A 24631-nucleotide genomic window follows, 5' to 3' on the forward strand; every position below is an offset into this window, starting at 1 on the left:
TATCTCGAGACCGTGCGTCACTGCCGAACTATCAGGTCGCGATGGTAACTAGCTCCTCGCGAACCGACAACAACGTCCCAAGATGGTCGTTCTCGACGGTTCGAAACGTAACGTCCGAGCGGTCCGCGTAGACGCGCTCGACGGGCTCGAGCGGGACGTTCGAATCCGCAGTCCCGTGCCAGGCCGTCGTCTCGATAGCGGGTTCGGGGTCGGGGAGCGACCAGTCGCCGGCCAGGAATCGGGTCTCGCGGACCGCACCCGACGGCCGGCCCGCCAGTCCGGTCCGGAAATCGTGGCCGACGAGTTGTGCGGTGACGTCGTCGAGATCTCGCTCGGTAAGCTGATCGACGACGAACGGATCGCCGCGACGCTGGGCGAGCAGTCGCGAACAGCGCAACGCGATATCGAGCAGCCGGGGAAACCGGGCGAGCGACGCGAGCGGCCCCTCGCTCTCCGGCACCGGCGCGCTGACGATTCCCGCGGCGGTGACCCGGTCCGGGAACCGGTCGGCGACGGCCAGCGCCGGAGGTCCGCCGCCGGAGAAGCCGGCGACGGCGAACGACTCGAGACCCAGTTCGTCGGCGAGGTACTGGCAGTCGGCCGCCCACGTCTCGAGCGTGCCGTCGGGATGGGGATCGGAGCGGCCGTAGCCGGGGCGACTCGGTGCGATCACGCGAACGCCGCGCTGCCGAGCAGTATAGGAGAGGACCGCGCCGAGGACGCACGATCCCGGGACGCCGTGGTGAAAGACCAGCGACGTCCCGTCCTCGCGGCCGTAGGTCGCGTACGCGAGCGTGCGGCCGTCGGGGAGGTCGAGCGTCTCGACGTTCAGATCGCGATCCAGATCGAGATCGACGTCCGGCATTGAGTTCGACTGGAGTGGAAGCATCGGTAGTGGGATCGACGAACGCAGAGTGCGTCGGCGACGATGTGCGAACGTGGAAGCGGCCGGGCGAAAATAGCACCGGTTTACGAGACGGATTCGAGGCGAGACCGCGCCTCGAGCGGTCGATTACTCGCCGCGCTCTGCGACTTTGACGAGTTGCTTCCCGATGTTCTCGCCCTCGAAGAGGCCGAAGAAGGCCTCAGGCGCGTTCTCGAAGCCCTCGACGACGTTTTCACGGTAGTGCAGGTCGCCCTGCTGGATGAACTCCGAGAGGGACTCGAGGGCCTCGTTCCACCGGTGCTGGTAGTCGCCGACGAGGAAGCCTTCGACCGTCGCGCGGGACTCGATGAGCTTGCTCAGCTTGCGCGGCCCCGTTGGGACCTCGGTCGCGTTGTACAGCGAGATCTGGCCGCAGACGGCGACGCGGGCGTCGACGTTCAGCAATGGCCAGACGGCGTCCGTGATCGGACCGCCGACGTTGTCGAAGTAGGCGTCGACGCCGTCGGGGCAGGCTTCTTCCATCGCGGCCTCGAGGTCGTCGGTTTCCTTGTAGTTGATCGCGGCGTCGAACCCGAGGTCGTCGGTCAGCCACTCGATCTTCTCCTCGCTGCCGGCGGTGCCGACGACGCGGGCGCCCGAGAGCCGGGCGATCTGGCCGGCGACGGAGCCGACCGCGCCCGCCGCGGCGGAGACGACGACCGTCTCGCCGGGCGAGGGGTCGGCGACGTCGAGCATGCCGAAGTAGCCCGTGATACCGGGCATGCCCAGCACCCCGAGCGCGGTCGAGACGGGACCGAGTTCCGGATTCACGGGCCGGAGTTCGTCGGCGTCCGCGACCGCGTGCTCGGCCCACAGGAGGTTGCCGGTGACGACGTCGCCCTCGCCGAACGCGTCGGCCTCGGACGCGACGACCTCGCCGACGATGCCGGCCTGCATCGGGTCGCCGACGTCCCACGGTTCGGCGTAGGATTCCTCGTCGCGCATACGACCGCGCATGTAGGGGTCGACGGACTGGTAGAGGGTCTTCACGAGGACCTCGCCGGGGCCGGGTTCCGGACGGTCGACGGTCACGAGATCGAAGTTCTCGCGGGTCGGTTCGCCGGTCGGGCGGCTGGCGAGTCGCCACTGTCTGGTTTCTGCCATGTCGAGTCGTAGCGGTCGGCGACGGATGAAACGCGGGCTCGCGGAAGACAGTGCCGGTGCTGCGATCGACCGGCGAGCGAGCGCGCCTCGAGCGCACTCGCGGTCCACCGCCGGCCCCTCCAGCGTGGGAGCTTTTTCACTGCCGTTCGCATACGGTACCGTATGGCAACCGACAACGACGGCGACGATTCCGACGGAAGTGGCGCCGACACGAGCGCGCCGGCCGGCGATCCCGCCGCCGGGCCGGAGCACGATCACGAGGTCCTCGAGACCCTGCTCGCGGGCAACCGGCGCCACGTCGACTCGCTGCCAGAGGACTACTTCAGGGACGTCCAGACGGGCCAGCACCCGGGCGTCGTCGCGATCTGTTGCTCGGACTCGCGGGTCCCGCAGGAATACATGTGGGGGGTCGACCACCCCGGCGCGGTCTTTACGCCGAGCAACATCGGCAATCAGGTCTGGGACGAGGACGACGGCGAGCGCATCGTCGACGGCGGGATCCTCTACCCGATCCACCACACCGAGACCGCCGTCGTCGCCGTCGTCGGTCACACCGGTTGCGGCGCCGTCACCGCGGCCTACCGGGTCGCGACGGGCGGGGACACGCCCGGACCCCAGGGGGTCGACAAGTGGGTCGAGATGCTCGTCCCCGTCGTCGAGGAGGCCATAGAGAGCGGCGCCGTCGACGCCGACGCGGACGAGGAAACGGTCGTCAATCAACTCGTCGAGTACAACGTCAACCGGCAAGTAGCGTTCCTCCAAAACGCGGCGGACGTCCCGGACGATATCGCCGTCTACGGCTTCGTCTACGACTTCCAGCGGGTCTACGGTGATACGGATGGCCGCGCGTACCTGATCAACGTCGACGGCGAGACAGATCCGGCGGCGATCCGCGAGCGCGTACCGGACGGCTACGAGACGGCGGCCGCCAGCTTGCTGGCCTGACGACCACGCGAGCGCGGCCGGCCGTCGACACCGTTTTACCACTCCCGGAAAACGTATCGAGCATGCGTTCGCTCCTCGAGTCCGACGTCGGCTTCTACTACGCCGTCGGCGCGTTCGTCGCCGCGATCTTCGTCATCGGATTGACGACGCTTGCGGTGCTCTCGCCCGCCGGGATCGGCGCTCGAGAGCTCGGCGGCCTCGTCGTCGGCTTCCTGCTGTTCATGGTCGTCTACTTCATCTCGATTACGATCCACCAGCTCGAGAAGCGAGAGGAACTGTAACCGCGAGGCGACGGTGGCGGAACTGGAAGGGGAACGGAAAACCTAGTCCTGCGCCGGAGCCGAAAGCTGCCCCTGACTCTGGTCCTGCTCGCGGGCCTGAACCGCTGTCTGTGACTCGGAGGCCCACTCGAGATCGCCCTGGTAGTGGAACGCCTCGTTGTCGCGCTCCGGATCGACGACCGTCAGATCGCCGATCCAGCCGTTGTCGAGCAGTTCGGCGACGTCCTCGTGGCGGCGGAGGATCTCGGTCACGCGTTCGACGGGCGCGTGGATGACCGCCGTCAGGCGGAGCGGCTGGTGGTACGACTCCTCGTCGGAGAGTTGCAGCGACTGGAGCGGCAGGCCGGTCATCAGGTCGCCGCCGTTACCCTGGACGACGCCGACGTTGCCGAGCGCGTTCTGCGTGACCTTCGAGCCGCTGCCGTAGACGCCGTTGTCCACCGTCGCGAAGTAGTACTGGTTGTTGATCCACTGGGTGACCACCAGCGGGCCGGTCACGATCGCCTCGAGCGCCTCGCCCTCGGGGTCGGTCGTCCAGTCGTAGGAGTGGAGGAACGCGCGGCCGTCCAAGTTCTCGTCGTCGGTCAACGCGCGCGGGCCGATGACGAACGAGGCGTTACCGGCCAGCCCCCATTCGGGGCGGGTTTCCGCCCAGTCGGCGGCCTTGCGCTCGACTTCGGCGACCGCTTCTTCGGGGTCGACGTCGGTCTCGTCGGTCATCGACTCGAGGCGCTCGGCCGCCGCGCCGGCCTGGGCGCGCTCCAAGTCGGCGCGTAGCTGCTCGAGGTCCTCGCGGTGGCTCTCGGGAACCGCGCCGTCGAACAGGGTGATTTCGTCGGTCGTCGTGTTGTGCTCGCCGGCGAGGAAGACCGTGTCCTCGGGGATGTGGAAGCCGCGATCGCGGAGTTCGGCCTGCACGTCCGGATCGTTGCAGATCGTCGCGAGGACGCGGGCGTTCGGGCCGCCGGGGTTGCCGGCGCAGGCCCCGCAATCGAGACTCGAGTCGAACGGGTTGTTCGTCGTCTCGCTCGCGTGGCCGGTGAAGACTACGAGGCGGGCGAACTCCGTCCAGCCCATGAGCGCGAAGGCGTTCTCGGCGTACTCGACTTTCTCCTCGAGGCGCATGCCCTGCGGGAGGTCGTGGTCGGCGTGGCTGTGATCGCCGTGGTCGTCGTAGTCGATCGCGGGCGAACAGAACTCGTGTCGGCTCGGGACGCGCTCATCGACGGCGTTCTCGAGCGAGGCGATCGCCGAGGGGGCGAGCGTCCGCGCGGCCATCGCCGAGCCGTACGCGGCGCCGCCGCCCTCGACGAACGGGAAGGCGGCGACGACGTTGGCCTTGAGGCGCTTGAAGTGTTTGCGGGTCGCCGTCGCGAGGCCGGTCCAGCGGTCGCGTTTCGCCGTCGTCTCCGGTTCGTCGGGCTGGTCGACGACGCGGTGTTCGGGGTCGACGATCGGCGGACAGGCGTCGACGGGGGCGGCCGCGTCGTACCCCTGATACCGCATCGGGACGCCGAAGAAACCGGCGTAGCCGTGGGTCTCGTAGTTGCCCTGTCCCTCGATGTGGCGGCGGATGATCTCCGAGCGCGTGTCGATGCAGAACACCAGTTGGACGTCGGGCCGGGACGGTTCGCCCGCGTCGGCGGGGTCGGTCACCGAGCCGTCGATTTGGGCGAGCAGGCGCTCGCGGTAGCTCTTCTCCCAGGCGGTGAGCCAGATTTCGGGGAGCGGCGGGTCCTCGGCCTCGCTGTCGTCGCCGGCGTTGCTCTCGTCGTTCGCAGGCTCGAGCGGCGCGTCCAGCCGGTCCGCGAGCGTCAGCCGCACCGCGAGGTACTCGCGCAGCGTGATCGGGTACTCGGCCTGCCAGGGATCGGTCTCGTCCTCGACGCGCTGCTTGATGAAGCCGGTCCAGCCCGGCAGCGCGGCGAAGTGGTGCTCGGCGATGTCAGTCCATCGGTCGTCGGGATAGTCCTCGAGGACCGCCTCGAGCGCCTCGGTCGCCGTCTCGGGCAGGTCCGAGGGGGCGTCGCAGCCGGGCACGTCGCCGTCGTATGGCGCGACCGAGCGCCAGGCGGCGTAGAACCCCTCCTCGCGGTTCGGCATCGGCCACTTGGCCTGCCCCTCGTCGAGGAAGGCGCCGAGCCACTTCGAGAGCACGCGGTCGACGGTCTCGGTCGCGTCGTCGGCCTCGGTATCGCGCTCGGCTTCGGCCGCGGCCAGCTCCTCGAGGAGCGTCTCCGGATCGCGGTCGATGCCGTGGGCCTCGAGTTCGGCGGCGAGGACATCGGGATCGATCTGGCCGCGCTCCCAGGCCGTGCGGAAGACGTCGGGGTGCGGATACCCGCGACCGCCGAACAGGCGCTCGGCGTCGTCGACGGCCCGGTGGAACGGCTGGTCCTCGAATCCCGAGAGAGGGTTGGCCGTGACGAACGAGTACAGCGGCCAGACGGCGCCGACCCGCTCGGCCGCGCGCTCGATCGTCGCGGCGAGGGGGTCCCGATCGGCGTCAGTACCGGTCGCAGAGTGGTCCGCCTGGTCGCGTTGTTGGGGCGTCTGTTCGGCTTCCGGGTCGTTGTCGAGTTCGGATTTGGCCGTCGGCTTAGACATCTTTGTACTCCTCCTTGTTCGTGAGGACGGTCGCGGAATCCGGCTCCGAGAGGTTCAACAGCGAGACGTAGAGGCGCTCGCTCGAGCGGTGCCACCCGAATTCGGTCGCGACGTAGGCCCCGACGAACAGTGCGGCGACGAGGCCGTGGGCGATCGTCACGTCGGTGGAGGCGTGAGTCATCGCCGAGGGGACCACCGCCGAGATCGCGTTGTACAGCAGGGCGTAGCCGCCGATCGCCGTGAGGACGACCAGCGGGACGCTGACGAATCGAACCGCCCGCGGCAGGGTCGTCCGGTTGAGGATGTCCCGCGCCGCGGTCAGCGTCGTCAGGACCACGACGAGCGTCAGGATCGTCCCGCTGTCGAAGGCCAGCCCCGTCGCCTTCCCGGTGAGGGCGCCGAAGAGCACGCCGCCGCCGACCGCCGTGAGCAGGCTGACGACGGCGCTCGAGAAGCCGAACTCCGTGTGGCCGGCGTGTTTGGCCGTCGATTTCGGCGCCGCCTCCTCGACGACGGCCCCCGACGAGAGGAAGAGGTAGGCCTTGTAGAACCCGTGCAGGATGAGGTGGGCGATCGCGGCCGCGAAGAATCCGAGGCCGCACTGGAGGATCATGAATCCCATCTGGGCCATCGTCGAACTGCCGAGCTTGCGCTTGACGTTAGTCTGGACGAGCAACATCGCCTGACCCAGCAGGGCGCTGACCGCGCCGAGGACGACGACGGCCGACATAATCGCGAGGTGGTCGGCGACGAGCGGCGAGAAGCGGGTCAGCAGAACGCCGCCCGCGTTGACGAAGCCGGCGTGCATCAGCGCCGAGGCCGGCGTCGGCGCCGTCATCGAGGACAGCAGCCAGCCGTGGAACGGGAACAGCGCCGACTGGATCAGCGCCGCGAGGACGAGCCCGCCGGCGGCGACGAGGCCGATCGTCGGGGAGACCGCCTCGAGGCCGCCGAGGATGCCGGCGATCGACGTCGTTCCGCTCTCCCACGCGAGTAGGGCCAGACTGCCGGCCAGCACCGCACTGCTGGCGACGAAGTACCGACGCGCCAGCGCGCCGGCGGCCTGTGCTTGCTCCCAGTCGCGAACGTGGCCGATGAGGGCGGCCATCAGCAGGCCCATCGCGAGCCACGCCGCCGCGAACAGCGCGATATGGTCGGCCGCGGTGAGGACCATCACGACGAGCGTGAACGCAAACACGCGAGCGAAGAAGCGCTCGAGGTCGCGGTCGCCCGCCATGTAACGCCTGGAGTAGCTGTGGACGATGCCGCTGAAGAAGGTGACCACGACCCACAGCACCGCGGTTAGCCCGTCGACGACCGCGTAGTCGACGCCGGTCCACGGCTCGCCGCGCCGGATCGTCAGCGCGAGGATGCCGACGCTACAGAGGAACAGCATCCATACCAGCCGCGTCGACGCCCGGGGGACGACCGAATCGTCCGTCGTCGTCAGTTCCGAGAGTTGTGCGGCGTCGATCGAGCGTTCGTCGGTCATGCGTCGAGTGTCACCTCCGACCGGCGCGGACGGTCCCGCTTCGGGGCCGGTCCGCCCAGTCGTCGTTACCACCGCTTTGAACATCCTGGTTATTATAACCTGCTGTTCGAACAAATCGTTCGCCGAAACCCGTGTGAAAGAACATCATGGTCTCTCGCAAGAAGTGCCGTAACCCAATCTGCCGATCCGACGGCGATCGGGAGGGTCCACCGCGTTGGAATGACGGAGACGCCGCTAACGCTGCGTTATCGGCGAAATAGGGACAGTGAGAAGAGGTATAAAAAGCGAACCGAAACCGGGTGACGGCGCGATCACTCCGCGGAGAACTCGTCGAACGAGGTCGACTCGTGACTACGTACGAGCACCTCGTCGGTGATCGTCAGCCCCATGTCCGAGAGTTCCTGGGCGATCGGCGTGATACCCCGATCGTTCTTGACGACGGCCGTCACGAGGAGGTTCTCCTCGCCCGTCACCAACTCCTGCACCGAGACGACGCCGGGAATGTCCAGAATCTCCTCTATGTAGTCGCCCCGTTCGGGAATCGGCGCCGTACAGAAGAGCAGCATCCGGATCGGATAACCGGACTTCGTGTAATCGATGTTGGCGCTGTATCCCTTGATGACTCCCTCAGATTCGAGCCGCTGGATGCGCTTGCGGACCGTACTCGAGGACGCGTCGGTCCGTTCGGCGATCTCGCCGGAGGAAAGGTTCCGGGCCTCCTCCTGGAGCGCGTAGAGGATCTCCCGGTCGACCGCGTCGAGCTCGTACTCGGTCATACCGCGTCGTTTCGACCGGCGAATATAAGGGACTTCGCCTGCCTCCCGCGGGCTGGGTCCCGCGGACGGGTGCTCGCCGGTCTCGCCGAACCGGAGAAGCGCCGCGACTCGAGGGCGAACGGACGACCGCAACGAAAGGCGGAGACGGCAGCACGACGGGCGTGACACCCGGTGCGTCGGTGGTTCATGAGTCGCAGCGTTTATACGTATCCGTCCGTTCTCTTTAGAAGCAATGGCGAAAGGAACCGTTGATTTCTTCAACGACACTGGCGGCTACGGATTCATCGAGACTGAGGATGCGGATGAGGACGTCTTCTTCCACATGGAAGACATCGGCGGCCCGGATCTCGAAGAAGGGCAGGAACTCGAGTTCGACATCGAGCAGGCCCCCAAGGGCCCGCGCGCGACGAACGTCGAGCGCCTGTAAGGCGGATTCGTAACGGTATCGGCTCTTGACTGCAGTATTTTACACCGGCTAGCTGCGGCTGTCGCGTCCCGGTCGGGACGACAAGTAGTAGACTTTAGTAGCGTCGCGTCCGAGGGCTGGGTATGGCCGACTCCTCGTCGGAGCCCGAGTCCGAGCCGGACGCCGACGACGCCGCTCCTAACTCGGTGTCCCCAGACGCCGCTCCGGAGCCGCTGGTTCGGCACAGCGACGACATTTCGTACGAGTCCGTCGACGCAGCCGACGGCCTCGAGAAGGGCGTCCTGATCAGCGACGAGCACGGCGCGCCCCACTTCGCGATCCGCCGATTCGTCCTCGAGCCCGGCGCCGAAGTGCCGAAACACACCAACGACGTCGAACACGAGCAGTACGTCCTCGAGGGCGAGTACGTCGTCGGCATCGGGGACGAGGAGTACGAAGTCGCAGCCGGCGACTCCCTGCTGATCCCCGCCGGCGCGGTCCACTGGTACCGCAACGAGGGCGACGAGCCCGGCGCATTCCTCTGTGCCGTCCCGAACGGCGACGACGAGATCGAACTGCTCGAGTAGCTCCCGGCGCCGCTCGAAGGACTGGTCACGTCCAGTGAACTGATCGTCTTCCCGCCTGCTGGGTGGAATCGCAACTACTAAACACTCTTTAGGCACACCTAAATACAGATGGCAGGATCGCACTCGGCAGGGGCTCACTCGCCGGCCCGCGAGCAGGAGGGATGGTTCACCGGGACGCTCGTCCTGTTCTGTCTCGCGAGCGCGGTTATCACCGTCGTCGCGGGACTGATACAGGTGAGCTTCGGGTCCTACTCGATGACGATTGGGGAGGCGTGGCGAGCAGTCGTCGATCCGGCGGTCGTGTTCAACCGGCAGGCGTGGAACGCGTTCCTGTTCGGCGGCGAACTGCCCGAAATGACCCGGAACAACATCGTCGTCTGGAACATCCGGCTGCCGCGGGTGTTCGTCGCGATTATCGCCGGGACGACCCTCGCAGTATCGGGTGCGATCTTCCAGGCAGTGACGCGCAACGAACTGGCCAGTCCCTTCGTGCTGGGCGTGAGCTCCGGCGCCGGTTTCGCCGTGCTCGCGACGCTGGTCGTCTTCAGCGGCCTCGCGCCGTTTCTGCCGCTTATCGCCGCGCTCGGTGGGACGATCGCGTTTCTGGTCGTCTACCTGATCGCCTGGAAGGACGGGACGAGCCCCGTCCGACTCGTGCTGGCCGGCGTCATCGTCAACATGGTCTTCCAGTCGCTCCAGCAGGGGCTGTTCTTCTTCGCCGACGACATCGGCGTCGTCCAGACGGCGATCGCGTGGCTGACCGGCTCGCTGACCGGTACCGGCTGGGACGAGGTCCGCATCGCCACGATCCCGGCGATTATCGCGATCGTACTCGCGATGGCCGGCGCCCGCCAACTCAACGTCTTGCTGCTCGGCGAGCAGACCGCCCGCTCGCTCGGAATGCGCGTCGAGATGGTTCGGTTCCTCCTCTCGGGCGTGGCCATCCTGGCCGCCAGCGTCGCGATCTCCGTCGCCGGGATCGTCAGCTTCTTCGGGCTCGTCGTTCCCCACATCGTCCGCAATACCGTCGGGGGCGACTACCGGCAGCTGATGGTCGGCTGTCTTTTCGCCGGGCCGGCGCTGATGGTCGCCGCCGACGTCGGAGCGCGCCTCGCGCTCGGCGGGGTCCAGATGCCGGTCGGCGTCGTCACCGGGCTGCTCGGCGGGCCGTACTTCCTCTATCTGATGCGCAAACAGCGATCGATGGGTGAACTCTAATGACGCAACACACCGCGAACGACACGGACGTCGACGGTGAAGTCGAGGTGACGAGGGAACGCAGGGGTACGGACACGAGTACGGAGACGGACGTCGAGACCGACCAAAACGCGGCCGACGCTGCGGAGAGCCGTAACGGCGTCAGCGTCCGGAGCGCACTCGTCGGCGACGACCTCGAGTTGAGTTACCCCGGCAGCGACGAGACCATCGTCGACTGTACGCGCCTGGACGTGCCGGAAGGGGAGATCACCGCCCTCGTCGGCCCCAACGGCAGCGGGAAGAGTACGATGCTGAAGGCCCTGTCGAAGCACCTCGAGCCCGATACCGGCGTCGTTCGGCTGCGCGGCGAGGACCTCCGGTCGTTCGATCGCCCGGAACTCGCGCGCGAACTCGGCCTCCTCTCCCAGGAGAACGACTCGGTCAGCGGGATCACCGTCGAGGACCTGGTCTATCACGGTCGCTATCCACACCGCGGTTTCTTCGACGGGATCTCGCCGGAGGACCGCGAGGCGGTCGAACGCGCCCTCGAGTTGGCAGGCGTCGAGCACCTCCGGGAGGCCGAACTCGGTCAGCTCAGCGGCGGCCAGAAGCAACTCGCCTGGATCGCGATGGTGCTTGCCCAGGACACCGACATCCTCCTGCTGGACGAGCCGACGACCTTCCTCGATCTCCACCACCAGTTCCGCGTCCTCGAGACGATCCGCCAACTGAACGAGGAGAAGGGGGTCACCGTCGCAGTCGTCCTCCACGATATCTCACAGGCCGCGCGGTTCGCGGATTATCTCATCGCGATGCGGGACGGCGAACTGTACGACTGGGGGCCGCCCGAGGAGATCGTCACCGAGCAGTTGCTCGCGGACGTGTTCGAGGTCGAGGCGACCGTCGCCTACGATCCCGAACTGCAGGTGCTCCCCAAGCGAGCGCTGCAAACTGACACCGAGTAGGGGAAATACCGGAACCCTTTTCTACTTTTAGGCGAGCCTAAAGGACAATGACTGACGACAGCCACCGATCGAGACGAACGATCCTTCGAACGGGTGCGACAGTTGCCGCGGCGGGCCTCATCGCCGGGTGTACGAGCGACGGGAACGGCAGCGGGAACGGCAACGGCGACACTGAAGGCGGAAACGGCAACGGGAACGGAAACGGCAGCGGTGACAGCAGCGGTAACGGCGACAGCGACGACGGCAACGGCTCGAGCGAGAGCTACTCCGTGACGATGGAGCCGGTCGGCACCCTCGAGTTCGATTCCGTTCCGGAAACCTGGGCCGCTAACAACGGCAGCTGGGCCGACATGGGTATCGCGCTCGGCCAGCAGCCCCCCGAGGCCGTCTACCTCACGGACCGCTATCACACGCAGTATTACGACGAGATCCCCGACGTCAGCGTCGACAAGAGCGATATGACGGCGCTCTGGGCGGACGAACTCGATCCCGAGGAGTTCATCGAACTCAGCGGCGACGTCGACATGTTCGTCATGGACCCGAACTTCCTCATCAACCGCGGGGGCTGGGACCAGGGAGATATCGACCAGATCGAGTCGACGGGGACGCCCTTCTTCGGCAACAGTATCTTCTCGCAGGACTACACCTGGCACGACTACGAGTTCCTCTCGCTGTACGAGGCCTTCGAGAAGCTGGCGGAAGTCTTTCAGGAGCAGGAACGGTACGAGGCCTTCGCGTCGCTCCACGATGAGTTCCAGGACGAAGTCGACGCTATCGTCCCGCCGGAAGACGAGCGGCCGGACGTCGCGATCGTCTGGCCGGCCGGCGACGACACGTTCTACCCCTACACCATCGGCGACGGGACGGGCTACAAGCAGTGGCGCGACCTCGGCGTCGGCGACGCGCTGGGCAAGGCGGGCGTCTCGGACTTCACCAGCGACCGCGGGACGATCGACTACGAGAACCTGCTCGAGATCGATCCCGACGTGCTCCTGCTTCGCGGCCCGAGCAACGAGTCCCTGACCGCCGAGGAGTTCCAGAACCAGGTCGTCGCGGAGATGGAAAACCACGACATCGCCAGCGAACTGACGGCCGTCCAGAACGGCGACGTCTACCGCGGCGGGCCGCTCTACCAGGGACCGATCGCGAACCTCGTGCTGACCGAGCGCGCAGCCCAGGACCTCTACGGCGTCGAGGAAGAACTGTTCGACCGACAGGAAGTCAGCGACATCGTCAACGGCGACTTCTAAGCCGACGGTCCGCGACCGTCGCACGGCTCCGGTGGGCCGTCTCTTTCGCGGTTTCTCGCTTCGGTTCTCACGTCCCTACTGTAGGCACATCGCCCAGCCGAAACGACGTCACCAGCCGACGGTGACGCTCGAGAACTCGTTATTCAGACCACGTAAACGTGTTCGAGCCGTCGGGGTCCGCGTCCGAGTCCGTGTTCGAGCCCGAGTCAGAATCCGAATCCGAGTCCGAATATGAGTCGGGTTCGGCAGCCGATGTCGGCTCCTCAGAGGGACCGTCACCGTCGTCCGCGTTGGATTCGTCGGGGGCGTCGTGCTCGTCAACGGCCACCGCCGCGGACGGTGGCTGTGCCTCTACATCGATCACCGCCGCATCCGCGTCCGGTGTCGCCGCATCGTCGGCCGCGTCAGCAGCCGGCAACGGCGAGTCCGGATCCGCGATCGTATCGGGTTCGGCCGATACCTCGAACTTCCCGACCGCGTCGGCGAGTTCTCGAGCCTGCTCCGAGAGTGCGGTTGCGGTGTGTGAGACGTCGGTCAGCGACGACGTCTGTTCTTCGGCGGCCGCGGCGGCCGTCTGCGCTTCGGCGCTGGTCTCCTCGCTGATCGCCGTCACGTCGTCGGCCATCGAGACGATCTCCTGAGTTGCGGCAGCCTGTTGCTGGGTTGCCGAGGAGATCTGCTGGATACCGTCGTTGGTCTCGGCCGCGTACTCCGAGATTTCCTCGATCGACCCGATCGCGTCCTCGACCGCGCCGCGGTGGTCCCCGATCCGCGCGTCCGTCTGCCGGACCACGGTGGCGACCTGCTCGGCCTGCCGGCGTACCCGCTCGAGGCGCTCCTCGACGTCGTCGGCCGCTCCCTGGGTGTCCTCGGCGAGGGACTTGACCTCGTCGGCGACGACCGTGAATCCGGCGTCCCCGGCGTCCGCGCGTGCGGCCTCGATGTTGGCGTTCAGCGCGAGCATGTTCGTCTCCTGGGCGACCTCCCGGATGAACTCGAGCAACTCGTCGATGGCGTCGATCTCCGCCTCGAGTTGCTCGACCTCGTCGACGGCGGCCGCGGCCTCGTCCTCGATGGCGTTCATGCCGTCGATGGCGCTCGTCGCCGCCTCCCGGGCGGCCGAACCGGTCTCGGCGGTGCGCTCGGCGAGCGTGGCGACGTCGGACGCGGTCGCGGCGATCTCCTCGGTCGTCGTCGAGAGGTCGTCGATCTCGCCGCCCATCGTCGTCAGTTGGCCGCTCTGGCGGTCCGCGCCGTCGGCGATCTGCTGGACCGAGGTGGCCACCTGTTCGGAGGCCGACCGCACCTCGACGACGCCCTCGGCCGTCGAGTCGGCCGCCTCGTCGACCGCGTCGGCGAACGCCCGCGTCGCCGCGATCGTCGCCTCGATGTCGTCCATCATCGCGTTGAACTCGGCGGCGATGGTCGCCATCGCTTCGCTCTCGTCATCGGGCTCGAGCCGGCGGGTGAGGTCGCCGGCGGCGCAGGCCCGCATCGCCTCGCCGTAGTCGTCGGCGGTTTCCTCGAGGCGTCGGGAGAACGCCTCTGATTCGGAGCGTGCGCGTTCGGCTTCTTCGCGAGCCTGCTCGGCGTCTGCCAGTGCCGACTCGGCTCGCTCCCGCTCCCGTTCGGCCTCCTCGAGGCGGTCGCGCAGCGAGCGGCGCATCCGGTCGATCGAGCGGTGGAGCTCGCCGAGTTCGTCGCTGCGGTCGGATTCGACCGGCTCCGCGAGGTCGCCGTCCTCGATGGCTGCTGCCCGCTCGGAGAGGTGCCGGAGCGAGCCGGCGGTGTTTCGTCCGACGGTCGCGCCGAGCAACAGCATGCTCCCGAAGACGACGCCGATCATCAGGAGGATCTGATTCGAGATGTCCGACTGCAGCGAGTAGGCCTCGCTGGCGGGCACCCGAGTCGTCAGCGTCCAGTCCCGCTGGTCGGTCTCGAGGGTCGCGTAGCCGGCGACGGTCTCGGTGTCGCCCGCGTCGAACGACGTCGTGCCGGCGTCGCCTTCGATCGCCGTCGGATCGAGCGCGTCGTCCTGTAACAGTAACGAACGGTCTCCGGCGAGGACGACCGTCCCCGACTGGTCGACGACGACCACGTCGTCGGTCGCGTCCGTCCCGATCATGTACCGCGAGAGCGACTCGAGACCGATGACGCCGACGACCGCGTGGCCGGAGCCGCCGGGCACCTTGCTGACGACGAGCATCGCCGAGCGTCCGTCCTCGGCCTCGAACGGCTCGGAGAAGGCGACCTGCGACGACCCCTCGAGCGCGGTGGCGATCCGCTCGTCGACCGGGTCGCGTACGTTTCCGTCCTCGAGAAGCGCGTCCGTCCCGGACTGGGCGTCGACCGCGCCCGTCTCGGTATCGACGTAGTAGGCGCCGTCGAACGCCGTCCGGTCCGTCATGCGGTGGAGCGAATCGGCGACGACGATCCGGTCGTCGTTCCGAAACGCCGTCGACCGCGCGAGTGATTCGACGTATCGTTCGGTCGAGCCAAACCAGGTGTCGAGCCGCGTCGCGTCCTTCTGTGCGTCGGAAACGAGTTGGGACTCGACGTCGTCCTCGAGTTCTGCCCCCGTGTGGGCGTAGATGATGCCGCCGAAGACTCCAACGACGAGTACAACGACGACCAGTGCGGCGACGAAGCGAAGCGCGTAGCGGCGGCGAACACCCGGAACGAACTCCCACGGATTCAACGTCATCTGTCTGAGGATTCGACAGTCCCTACATGTACGTTGGTAAGAGTGTTCCGTAGTGCTATATATCGGACCGGAGACGTACCTATTCGTCCGAACGACCGTAAGACGGTCCCCAATCGGACCAGTCCGAACCGCTGAAATACCGCGCGCCCATATTCGGCTACTGTGTCGAAGCAGGTTCAGCAGGTCGAAACGATCTTCTGCCACGAGACGGGTGACGATTACCTGATCGTCGTCCAGCGCGACGGCGAGCGGCTGTTCCGGGCGAAGCTCGTCCTCTCCGAGACGTCGGCCGGTCCCCGGCCCGCCAAGTTCCGCCTCAAGCAGGGCTCGAGCGAGGAGCCCCGCCAGCCCGACGAGTTCATCGAACTCGCCCGCCGCGCCAAGCGAATCCGTATTTCCGAACAGACCTCCCCCGAGAAACGCCGCGAGTTCACCGAGATGCTCGCGGGCTACCAGCTCGAGGATAAGGCCAAGGCCGTCCGGACCTGCCGGTACTGCGCCTCCGCGGGCCGGTACTCGCCGATCACGACCGAGACCGCCGTCAAGGACGACAACGACTGGATCTGTCAGGACTGTGCGCGTCAGGAACTCGAGCGCCAGCTGTCGTTCTCGGGCGGCGGCGCGGTCACCGGCGCCGCCAAGGAGCGCCTGGAGGACCTCATGCTCGAGGTCCAGGACTTAGAGCGGATCGTCAACCTGCTCAAGGGCCAACTCGATCCCGACTTAACGAAGTTCGATACGATCTCGGCGACGACCGACGAGATCGACCCCGTGCCGGTCGACTCGCTGAACCTCCATCCGGGCCTGCAGAACCTGCTCGAGGACCGGTTCGAAACCCTGCTGCCCGTCCAGAGCCTTTCGGTCGAGAACGGCCTCTTCGACGGCGACGACCAGATGGTCGTCTCCGCGACGGCGACCGGGAAGACGCTGGTCGGCGAGATGGCCGGCATCAACCGCGTCCTGAACGGGAAGGGGAAGATGCTCTTCCTCGTCCCGCTCGTGGCGCTGGCCAACCAGAAGTACGAGGACTTCCAGGACGAGTACGGCCACCTCGTCGACGTCTCCATCCGCGTCGGCGCGAGCCGGATCGCCGACAACGGCAACCAGTTCGACCCCAACGCCGACGTCATCGTCGGCACCTACGAGGGGATCGACCACGCCCTGCGGACGGGCAAGGACATGGGCGACATCGGGACCGTCGTCATCGACGAGGTTCACACCTTAAAGGAAGAAGACCGGGGCCACCGACTCGACGGCCTCATTTCGCGGCTCAAGTACACCTGCGAGCAGCGCGCCAAGCGCCGCGACGACTACGGCGGCGCCCAGTGGATCTACCTCTCGGCGACCGTCGGCAACCCCGAACAACTCGCGGACGCCCTCGAGTCGAAACTCATCGAGTTCGAGGAGCGCCCGGTGCCGATCGAGCGCCACGTCACCTTCGCCGACGGACAGGAGAAGGTCCGTATCGAGAACAAACTCGTCAAACGCGAGTTCGACACCAAATCCTCGAAGGGGTATCGCGGCCAGACGATCATCTTCACCAACTCCCGGCGGCGGTGTCACGAGATTTCGCGCAAGTTGGAGTACTCCTCCGCGCCGTACCACGCCGGTCTGGACTACAAGCGCCGGAAGAAAGTCGAACGCCAGTTCGGCGAGCAGGAGCTGTCGGCTGTCGTCACGACCGCCGCGCTCGCGGCCGGCGTGGACTTCCCCGCCTCGCAGGTCGTCTTCGACTCGCTGGCGATGGGCATCGAGTGGCTCTCCGTCCAGGAGTTCCACCAGATGCTCGGCCGCGCGGGTCGCCCCGACTACCACGACAAGGGGAAGGTGTACGTCCTCGTCGAGCCCGACTGCGCCTACCACAACTCGATGGAGGGGACCGAGGACGAGATCGCGTTCAAGCTCCTGAAGGGGGAGATGGAGTCGGTGATGACCCACTACGACGAGGCCGCCGCCGTCGAGGAGACGCTGGCGAACATCGCCGTCGGCGGCAAGACCGCGAAGGCGTTAAACGACCGCATGCTCGGCGAGGTGCCGACGAAACACGCCATCGGCAAGCTCCTGCAGTACGACTTCATCGACGGCTTCGAGCCGACCCCGCTGGGCCAGGTCGTCACTCAACACTTCCTCGAGCCCGGCGAGGCCTTCACCCTCGTCGACGGCATCCGGAAGGACGCCCACCCCTACGACCTCGTCGCCGACATCGAGCTTCGGGACGACGATCTCTGAGCGGCGTCAGTCCTCTTCGCTCTCGTGGTTGCTCTTGCTCTCGAGTCGGTTCAATTCGGGTGACTCTTCGGGGCTCGAGGCGGCCAGCAAGTTCTGGAGGTACCGCATTCCGGTGGCGATGGCCATCACGCTGTCCATCAGCGCCTGCTGGGACGCGCCGTCGGGGTAGATCCGGTGTTCCATCTGGAGCGTCTCGGCCTCGCGCAGTTCGCAGCCCCGGCTCTCCTCGTCGAGGAACGTGTAGAAACCGGGTGTCGTCGCGAGCACCGGGCCGATCTGACTCAACAGTTCCGCGCGCTGTTCGTCGTCGCGCACGAGCCGTCTGGCCCGCTCGCTGTCGAGGCCGCTGCGGCCGACGACCCGGATCGGCCCCTTCGGCTCCTCCTTGATGAGATGGATCGGCAGGCTCGAGAGAGTCACTTGCAGGTTGAACTCCGTTTCCTCCTGCGTGTGGGCCGTTACGTCGTGGATGGCGTTTCGGTCGAGCCACCAGCGGACCTGTCGTTCGCTCACGTGGGTCGGCATGGCACGGGTACGACGCCGGAAAAATAAAGGGTTGAGCCGGCAGCAGCCGTCGTTTTGATTGTGAGCGGCTGTCTACCGGCGGAGACCACTCGCAAATCGCCCGCCGTGTGAGCGAATCAGCGCGGGCCCGCTCAGGGGACGAACGCAACCCCGAACAGCGACAGCAGGATCACCAGCAGCGAGCCGGGGAAGCCCCCGATGGCGACGATAACGAGTGCGATCGGTGTGACGGCGACGTTGAGGCCGAACACCGCCTGTGCGAGGAACAGGACGAGGAGACCGACCACCGCGTTGACGATGAAGGGCCGAGCCGTCTGGATCAAGGTGGAGGCACCCAAGACGGCCGCGAGGACGAGGACCAACAGGAGGATCTCGAGACCAGTAACCATACGCGATACTAGCGCAGGACGATACAAAACGGTTCGGAACGGAACGAAACCCTTTATGATGTCCGCCCGAAAGAGTGAGTGCGGGATCGTGGGTTAGCCTGGTATACTTCGGGCCTTGGGTGCCCGTGACCCCGGTTCAAATCCGGGCGATCCCATATTACTGCCGCGAACAAATTCGTGAGCGGCGGCTATAGAATGAGTCCGGATTTGAATCAGGAAGTGAGGCGAGAGCGGAACGACCGTGGTTCTAATCCGAGCAAAAAGGGTATTCTCGAGCTATTTCAGTCCGAATCTTCGAGCCGGGAGGGTGGCTCGCAGGTGTGCTCTGGTGGGTGCTCGCGTGGCGGGCTGACCTGCCGTTTGGGCGGCAGGCCAATTGAGTGTGAGGGTGTAACACGGGTAAGTGCTGTCCCATCTTTGTTCGGGTTACCGGGGGCAGCGACAGGAGCGGATCGAATGGACCGGCGCTGAGACGTCCTCCGCGGCGGAAATCCGCTCGAGGCGTGAGTTGCAGCCGCCACCCGTCGGCAGATGACTCTCCCGCACTTCATTCAGGAATAGTGACGAGTACTCACGCCAGAGTCTCTCTAGACCGCTTTCCGGAATTCGTTTCTGCGAGCGCAGGCCCTTTTCACGTCACGTTCCAACCGTCGCGTATGCAGGAACCAGCCGATCCGGAGACGTGTCCGACCGCGAACGGCATGCCGATGCTCGGTCTCGGCACCTGGCAGAACGAAGACCCCGACGAGTGCGCCGACAGCGTCCGTACGGCCCTCGAGACGGGCTACCGCCACATCGACACCGCCCAGGCCTACGACAACGAAGAGGCCGTCGGCGATGGCATCGCCGCGGCCGACGTCGACCGCGAGGACATCTTCCTCGCCACCAAGGTCTGGATCGACAACCTCGAACACGACGACGTCCTCGAGACGACTCGCGAGAGTCTCGACCGACTCGGCGTCGACTACGTCGACTTGCTGTACGTCCACTGGCCGTCCCGCGAGTACGACGCCGAGGAAACCCTGTCGGCCTTCGACGAACTCTACGACGAGGGCCTGATCGAACGCGTCGGCGTCAGCAACTTCCTGCCCGAGCAGGTCGAGGAGGCCGTCGAGATCTGCGACGCCCCGATCTTCGCGAACCAGGTCGAACTCCATCCGATGCTGCCCCAGGAGGAGATCCGCGACGTCTGTGAGGCCCACGACATCGAGGTCGTCGGCTACTCGCCGCTGGCCCGCGGACAGGTGTTCGACCAGCCCGAAATCCAGGAGGTCGCCGCAAAACACGACGTCAGCGAAGCGCAGGTCAGCCTGGCCTGGGCCCGCGAGAAGGGCGTCACCGTGATTCCGAAGGCGACCGGCGAGGAACACATTCAGGACAACTTCGAATCGCTGACCCTCGAGCTGGACGCGGACGACATCGAGACGATCGACGCGATCGACAAAACCGATCGGCAGATCGATCCCGATTTCGCCCCCTGGAACTGATCGCGCCCGACGCAGTCGCCGTCACCAGCACCACTTCGCCACCGCAGTTCTCACGACGGCGGCGAGACCGCCGTCGGCTCACGGCGGATTCACGTCGCCGCTCGAGAACGGCCGGACAGTTCGTTTTTCCAGGCTACGGCTACAGATACCGAACAGCGGAGACACAGGGGAACGGCCACTCAGTCCTCGGAATCGAACTCGTCTTCCGTCTCGGTAGCGGCCGGCCCACCGCCGGTCGCGTCCTCGAGTAGTTCTTCGTTGACCTTGGTGAACGTCGTACTGCCACAGCGACAGCCGTCACGTCGGCCGATCGGCAGGATCGAGCCGTCCGACAGTTCGGTCGCTGCGTAGAGTGCACCACAGTGCGTACAGGCGGCGATCATCCGATCAGGATCGTCGCGTTCGTCCATCGCTGCGACGTGAGAACAGCGATTGCAAATAGCTGCTGTAACGACGGGAGGAGTAGCAGCCGTGTTGTGAGTAGCGTAACAACGTTCTGCAATCTGGAATTTCAAGCGCGGGACGACAGTTTCCTGCAAGCCGAACGATTTCCGGGGAGAACTGACAATTAGACGATCCATGTCGGTCCCCCGGATCGGAGTGAAACGGTGGCTGCTCAACGGGATCGTAATCACGATTCCGCTGGTCGTGACGCTCGTCGTATTGCTCGTCGTCTTCGATTTCGTCCTCGGCGTGCTCTCCCCGGTTATCGAAGGCGTGCTCTACGCCTGGCCGGACGAACCGCCGCGAGCGGTCGTGCAACTGATAACGCTTGCGTCGCTGTTCGGACTCTTTCTCGTGATCGGGTTCGTCGCGGAGTATACGCCCGGGAAGTACCTCTCTCAGCGCGTTCACCAGACGATGGAGACGATTCCCGGCGTGAGTACGGTCTACGAGAGCGTCCGCCGGGCCTCGAACATTCTCGTCGACGACGATACGGACCAGTTCAAGGAGGTAAAACTCGTCGAGTTTCCCCACCAGGGCGCGTACATGCTCGGCTTCCTCACGGCGGATACGCCGGACGACATCGAACACTCCGTCGACAGCGATGACATGATAACGATCATGGTCCCGCTCGGACCGAACCCGACGACGAACGGCTTCGTGATGCACATGCCCCGCGAGAACGTCCACGACGTCGACGTCACCGTGGAAGAAGCCGTCCGCTCGATCGCGACGCTCGGCGTCGCCTCGAACGGGTTCACGGAAGACGAGTGACACAGCCTAATTATTTCAGAAAGAGATACCAAAATGAATTGGCCGTACATACATAACTGAACGAACCGTATCGACATTCGTGGCCACGTGAACGACAGGGAACCGGACAGGACACGGCGTGTGTTCCCGACAGCGGTCGGGGACGACTTGTTCGACGTGGCCCGCCCTTTCGCGGCGCCGTCGCTAGCTACCCACCAGCGGCTCGGCCCCTCCTCGACAGAACTCGAGTCCGTACGTTAACCGGACCGCACCGAACGACGGCTGCGGCGTACTCCGCGACCAGTTTCGCCCTGCTTTGCGACCATTTATACCTATTGGCGCCCGTACCACAGTGCAATGGCGCAGGCGCAAGCGGGTAACTCCGAACTCGTCGATTCCTTCGAGCAGTTCTTCCGCAACTACTACGACAACGAGATCAAGCAGCTTGCGCAGCAGTACCCCAACGAGCAGCGATCGCTCCACGTCGACTGGCAGGATCTCTACCGGTACGATCCCGACCTTGCCGACGACTTCCTAAACCAGCCCGAGCAACTCCAGCGCTACGCCGAGGAGGCGCTGCGACTCTACGACCTCCCGATCGACGTCAGCCTCGGGCAGGCTCACGTCCGGGTCCGGAACCTACCCGAGACGGAGTCGCCCGAGATTCGGGAGATCCGGTCCCCCGACATGAACACGCTGGTCGAGGTTCGGGGAATCGTCCGCAAGGCCACCGACGTCCGGCCGAAAATCGAGGACGCCGCCTTCGAGTGCCAACTCTGTGGCACCCTGACGCGCGTTCCGCAATCCAGCGGCGACTTCCAGGAACCCCACGAGTGTCAGGGCTGTGAACGCCAGGGCCCGTTTCAGGTGAACTTCGACCAGTCCGAGTTCGTCGACTCCCAAAAGCTCCGCATTCAGGAGAGCCCCGAGGGCCTCCGCGGCGGGGAGACGCCCCAGTCGCTCGACGTCCACGTCGAGGACGACATCACCGGCGAGGTCACCCCCGGCGACCACGTCTCCGCGACCGGCGTCCTCCGCCTCGAGCAGCAGGGCGACGGGCAGGACAAGTCCCCCGTCTTCGACTTCTACATGGAGGGGATGTCCGTCGAGATCGAGGAGGAGCAGTTCGAGGACATGAACATCACGGACGAGGACAAAAAGGAGATCTACAACATCTCCAACCGGGACGACGTCTACGAGCAGATGATCGGCTCGATCGCGCCCTCGATCTACGGCTACGAGCAGGAGAAGCTCGCGATGATCCTCCAGCTGTTCTCGGGGGTCACGAAGCAGTTGCCCGACGGCTCGCGGATTCGCGGCGACCTGCACATGCTCCTGATCGGGGATCCGGGTACTGGTAAGTCCCAGATGCTGGGCTACATCCAGAACATCGCGCCCCGCTCCGTCTACACCTCGGGCAAAGGTAGCAGTTCGGCCGGTCTCACCGCCGCCGCCGTCCGCGACGACTTCGGCGACGGCCAGCAGTGGACCCTCGAGGCCGGCGCGCTCGTGCTCGCCGATCAGGGGATCGCGGCGGTCGACGAACTGGACAAGATGCGTCCGGAGGACCGCTCGGCGATGCACGAGGCCCTCGAGCAGCAGAAGATTTCGGTTTCGAAGGCGGGGATCAACGCCACCCTCAAGTCCCGCTGCTCGCTGTTGGGCGCGGCGAACCCCAAGTACGGCCGGTTCGACCAGTACGAACCAATCGGCGAACAGATCGACCTCGAGCCGGCCCTTATCTCGCGATTCGACCTCATCTTCACGGTGACGGACCAGCCCGACGAGGAGAAGGACAAGAACCTCGCCGAGCACATCCTCACCACCAACTACGCCGGCGAACTGACGACCCAACGCGAGCAGATGACCTCGCTCGAGGTCAGCAACGACGAGATCGACGAGATGACCGAGCAGGTCGACCCCGAGATCGATGCCGAACTCCTCCGGAAGTACATCGCCTTCGCGAAGCAGAACTGTCACCCGCGGATGACCGAGGCAGCCCGCGAAGCGATCCGGGACTTCTACGTCGATCTGCGCTCGAAGGGAACCGACGAGGACGCACCCGTCCCCGTGACGGCCCGAAAACTCGAGGCGCTCGTCCGACTCTCAGAGGCCAGCGCCCGCGTGCGACTCTCGGATACGGTCGAAGAGTCCGACGCGAACCGGGTCATCGAGATCGTTCGCTCCTGTCTGCAGGACATCGGCGTCGACCCCGAGACGGGAGAGTTCGACGCCGACATCGTCGAGGCCGGCACCTCGAAGTCCCAGCGCGACCGGATCAAGAACCTCAAACAGCTCATCAGCGACATCGAGGAGGAGTACGACGACGGCGCGCCGGTCGATATCGTCCTCGAGCGAGCCGAAGAGGTCGGCATGGACCAGTCCAAGGCCGAACACGAGATCGACAAGCTCAAACAGAAAGGCGAGGTCTACGAGCCGAGTACGGATACGCTGCGGACGACGTAAATCGACGCGAGCGTCGGTGCTTCTCCGTCCGTTGCTCTTTTCGCTTCGACTGAACTGGCGCCGTCGCGACCCGGCCCGGCTTTCGCGCGGAGAATCGAGTTCGTTTCGAACCGGCGAGTCGAATCGAAGACGAGATACTAGCGATCGCCGAGTTCCTCGAGCGCGGTGACCGTCGAGCGGATCGTCACGGGTGCGACGTCGGCGACGTCAGCTGCTGCTGCCTGCGTAACGGTTGGCCACTCCTCGCGTTCCTGTGTCGCCTTGTAGATGCAACCGCCGGCGACGCCGCTTGGATTCCGTCCGCCGATCCGTCCCGCCTCCGAGAGTGTGCTGGCGTGCTCGTGGGCGCGGCGTTCGACCGCGGAGCCGACCTCGAGTTGCGCGGCGTATCGGGGCAGGTACTGCGTCGGGTCGATCGGCCCGGTCGGCAGCCCCAGTTCGCGGTTCAACGCGTCGTAGGCCGCCTGGAGTTCGTCAGCGTCAGCGCGAGCAACGGCGGTGATCTCGTCGATCGTGCGTGCGACCGACCGCGTTCGACACGTCGCGTAGATCGCAGCGGCGGCGAACCCCTCGAGCGAGCGGCCCTGAAAGAGACCATCGGATTGGGCCGACTCGAACAGGGCACAGGCCTGTTCGCGTACAGAATCGGGCAGGGAAAGCTGTGCGTTGACGCGTCTGATTTCGGCGAATCCGTACACTTGGTTCCGTTCCGCTTTCGAGGAGATGCGTGCACGATTGTGTTCGCGTCGGAGTCGCGCGATCTGTCGTCGCTTGCGGCCGGTCAGCCTGGTCTCGTAGCTCGAGTCGGAGCCGGATCCGTAGCCGATTTCGGTCGACAGCCCCCGATCGTGGCGCGACCGAGTGAGCGGGGCGCCGGTTCGTCGACGGTCAGTATCGTCGTCGTCGAACGACCGCCATTCGGGCCCGCGATCGACCGCGTCTTCGGTCGTGACGAGTCCGCACTCCTCACAGACCGTTTCGGTATCGGTCTCGCGCAATCGACCGTTGCACTCGGGGCAGACCAACGTCGAGTTCGAATTGGAAGTCGCCATTGTGGCCTCTGGTAATTACTGATTGCTATGCAACCGTATTTAAAGTA

The 24631-nt window shown here is 65.8% G+C and carries 21 protein-coding genes and 1 tRNA gene; 12 read left to right on the plus strand and 10 right to left on the minus strand.

All coding sequences use genetic code 11. The features are described from left to right. Positions 1 to 31 precede the first annotated feature (31 nt). Positions 32 to 865: an alpha/beta fold hydrolase gene (locus ATJ93_RS15310; protein ID WP_245977597.1), complete on the minus strand. Its 834-nt coding sequence runs from the start codon at positions 863 to 865 to the stop codon at positions 32 to 34. 147 nt (positions 866 to 1012) lie between these two features. Beyond that, complete coding sequence (locus ATJ93_RS15315) at positions 1013 to 2029, minus strand: NADP-dependent oxidoreductase (RefSeq protein WP_120245520.1); 1017 nt, start codon at positions 2027 to 2029, stop codon at positions 1013 to 1015. A 162-nt stretch (positions 2030 to 2191) separates the two neighbouring features. On the opposite strand from ATJ93_RS15315, the gene ATJ93_RS15320 reads away from it, so the two are divergent. Continuing rightward, complete coding sequence (locus ATJ93_RS15320; RefSeq protein WP_120245521.1) at positions 2192 to 2974, plus strand: carbonic anhydrase; 783 nt, start codon at positions 2192 to 2194, stop codon at positions 2972 to 2974. 62 nt (positions 2975 to 3036) lie between these two features. Continuing rightward, the gene (locus ATJ93_RS15325) at positions 3037 to 3255 is read left to right on the plus strand and encodes a hypothetical protein (protein WP_120245522.1); all 219 of its coding nucleotides are present in this window, start codon (positions 3037 to 3039) and stop codon (positions 3253 to 3255) included. Positions 3256 to 3297: 42 nt separating this feature from the next. On the opposite strand, the gene ATJ93_RS15330 is transcribed toward ATJ93_RS15325, so the two are convergent. The 3 genes from ATJ93_RS15330 to ATJ93_RS15340 form a co-directional block, all read right to left on the minus strand. Beyond that, a complete protein-coding gene (locus ATJ93_RS15330; protein ID WP_120245523.1) occupies positions 3298 to 5862 on the minus strand; it encodes a DUF2309 domain-containing protein in 2565 nt (854 codons plus the stop codon). Next, positions 5855 to 7354, minus strand: coding sequence for a proton-conducting transporter transmembrane domain-containing protein (locus ATJ93_RS15335; RefSeq protein WP_120245524.1), 1500 nt, complete (start codon positions 7352 to 7354; stop codon positions 5855 to 5857). The genes ATJ93_RS15330 and ATJ93_RS15335 overlap by 8 nt, the downstream gene beginning before the upstream one ends. Before the next feature lie 311 nt (positions 7355 to 7665). After that, on the minus strand, positions 7666 to 8130 hold the full coding sequence (locus ATJ93_RS15340; RefSeq protein WP_120245525.1) for an Lrp/AsnC family transcriptional regulator: 465 nt from the start codon (positions 8128 to 8130) through the stop codon (positions 7666 to 7668). A gap of 232 nt (positions 8131 to 8362) precedes the next feature. Between ATJ93_RS15340 and ATJ93_RS15345 the strand changes: the two genes are divergently transcribed. From ATJ93_RS15345 to ATJ93_RS15365, 5 genes are all read left to right on the plus strand, one after another. Then, on the plus strand, positions 8363 to 8557 hold the full coding sequence (locus tag ATJ93_RS15345) for a cold-shock protein (RefSeq protein WP_007259363.1): 195 nt from the start codon (positions 8363 to 8365) through the stop codon (positions 8555 to 8557). A gap of 122 nt (positions 8558 to 8679) precedes the next feature. Further along, complete coding sequence (locus ATJ93_RS15350) at positions 8680 to 9123, plus strand: cupin domain-containing protein (RefSeq protein WP_120245526.1); 444 nt, start codon at positions 8680 to 8682, stop codon at positions 9121 to 9123. 108 nt (positions 9124 to 9231) lie between these two features. After that, a complete protein-coding gene (locus ATJ93_RS15355) occupies positions 9232 to 10341 on the plus strand; it encodes a FecCD family ABC transporter permease (RefSeq protein ID WP_120245527.1) in 1110 nt (369 codons plus the stop codon). Continuing rightward, complete coding sequence (locus ATJ93_RS15360; RefSeq protein WP_120245528.1) at positions 10341 to 11285, plus strand: ABC transporter ATP-binding protein; 945 nt, start codon at positions 10341 to 10343, stop codon at positions 11283 to 11285. Before ATJ93_RS15355 ends, ATJ93_RS15360 begins: the two co-directional genes overlap by 1 nt. A gap of 47 nt (positions 11286 to 11332) precedes the next feature. After that, positions 11333 to 12535, plus strand: a complete 1203-nt coding sequence (locus ATJ93_RS15365; protein WP_120245529.1) for an ABC transporter substrate-binding protein — start codon at positions 11333 to 11335, stop codon at positions 12533 to 12535. 139 nt (positions 12536 to 12674) lie between these two features. Here ATJ93_RS15365 and ATJ93_RS15370 read toward each other — a convergent pair whose 3' ends face one another. Further along, the gene (locus tag ATJ93_RS15370) at positions 12675 to 15239 is read right to left on the minus strand and encodes a methyl-accepting chemotaxis protein (protein WP_120245530.1); all 2565 of its coding nucleotides are present in this window, start codon (positions 15237 to 15239) and stop codon (positions 12675 to 12677) included. A 162-nt stretch (positions 15240 to 15401) separates the two neighbouring features. Here ATJ93_RS15370 and ATJ93_RS15375 point away from each other — a divergent pair, with 162 nt between their 5' ends. Continuing rightward, positions 15402 to 17468, plus strand: a complete 2067-nt coding sequence (locus ATJ93_RS15375; RefSeq protein WP_120245531.1) for a DEAD/DEAH box helicase — start codon at positions 15402 to 15404, stop codon at positions 17466 to 17468. A gap of 6 nt (positions 17469 to 17474) precedes the next feature. Here ATJ93_RS15375 and ATJ93_RS15380 read toward each other — a convergent pair whose 3' ends face one another. Together ATJ93_RS15380 and ATJ93_RS15385 are read right to left on the minus strand one after the other, a co-directional pair. After that, entirely contained in the window at positions 17475 to 17993 is a 519-nt protein-coding gene (locus ATJ93_RS15380) for a hypothetical protein (protein WP_120245532.1), read from the minus strand. A 131-nt stretch (positions 17994 to 18124) separates the two neighbouring features. Continuing rightward, the gene (locus ATJ93_RS15385) at positions 18125 to 18382 is read right to left on the minus strand and encodes a pro-sigmaK processing inhibitor BofA family protein (protein WP_120245533.1); all 258 of its coding nucleotides are present in this window, start codon (positions 18380 to 18382) and stop codon (positions 18125 to 18127) included. An 82-nt stretch (positions 18383 to 18464) separates the two neighbouring features. Between ATJ93_RS15385 and ATJ93_RS15390 the strand changes: the two genes are divergently transcribed. Then, positions 18465 to 18537 (plus strand) — tRNA-Pro (locus tag ATJ93_RS15390). A 501-nt stretch (positions 18538 to 19038) separates the two neighbouring features. Then, positions 19039 to 19869, plus strand: coding sequence for an aldo/keto reductase (locus ATJ93_RS15395; protein ID WP_120245534.1), 831 nt, complete (start codon positions 19039 to 19041; stop codon positions 19867 to 19869). Between the two features lie 179 nt (positions 19870 to 20048). Here ATJ93_RS15395 and ATJ93_RS15400 read toward each other — a convergent pair whose 3' ends face one another. Beyond that, on the minus strand, positions 20049 to 20279 hold the full coding sequence (locus ATJ93_RS15400; RefSeq protein WP_120245535.1) for a hypothetical protein: 231 nt from the start codon (positions 20277 to 20279) through the stop codon (positions 20049 to 20051). A gap of 169 nt (positions 20280 to 20448) precedes the next feature. Between ATJ93_RS15400 and ATJ93_RS15405 the strand changes: the two genes are divergently transcribed. Together ATJ93_RS15405 and ATJ93_RS15410 are read left to right on the plus strand one after the other, a co-directional pair. Further along, positions 20449 to 21087, plus strand: coding sequence for a DUF502 domain-containing protein (locus ATJ93_RS15405; RefSeq protein ID WP_120245536.1), 639 nt, complete (start codon positions 20449 to 20451; stop codon positions 21085 to 21087). A 336-nt stretch (positions 21088 to 21423) separates the two neighbouring features. Beyond that, entirely contained in the window at positions 21424 to 23532 is a 2109-nt protein-coding gene (locus ATJ93_RS15410; RefSeq protein ID WP_120245537.1) for a minichromosome maintenance protein MCM, read from the plus strand. 137 nt (positions 23533 to 23669) lie between these two features. On the opposite strand, the gene ATJ93_RS15415 is transcribed toward ATJ93_RS15410, so the two are convergent. Continuing rightward, entirely contained in the window at positions 23670 to 24584 is a 915-nt protein-coding gene (locus ATJ93_RS15415; protein ID WP_120245538.1) for a transcription initiation factor IIB, read from the minus strand. Positions 24585 to 24631 lie beyond the last annotated feature (47 nt).

Origin of the sequence: Halopiger aswanensis, from assembly GCF_003610195.1 — an archaeon.
GTDB lineage: Archaea > Halobacteriota > Halobacteria > Halobacteriales > Natrialbaceae > Halopiger > Halopiger aswanensis.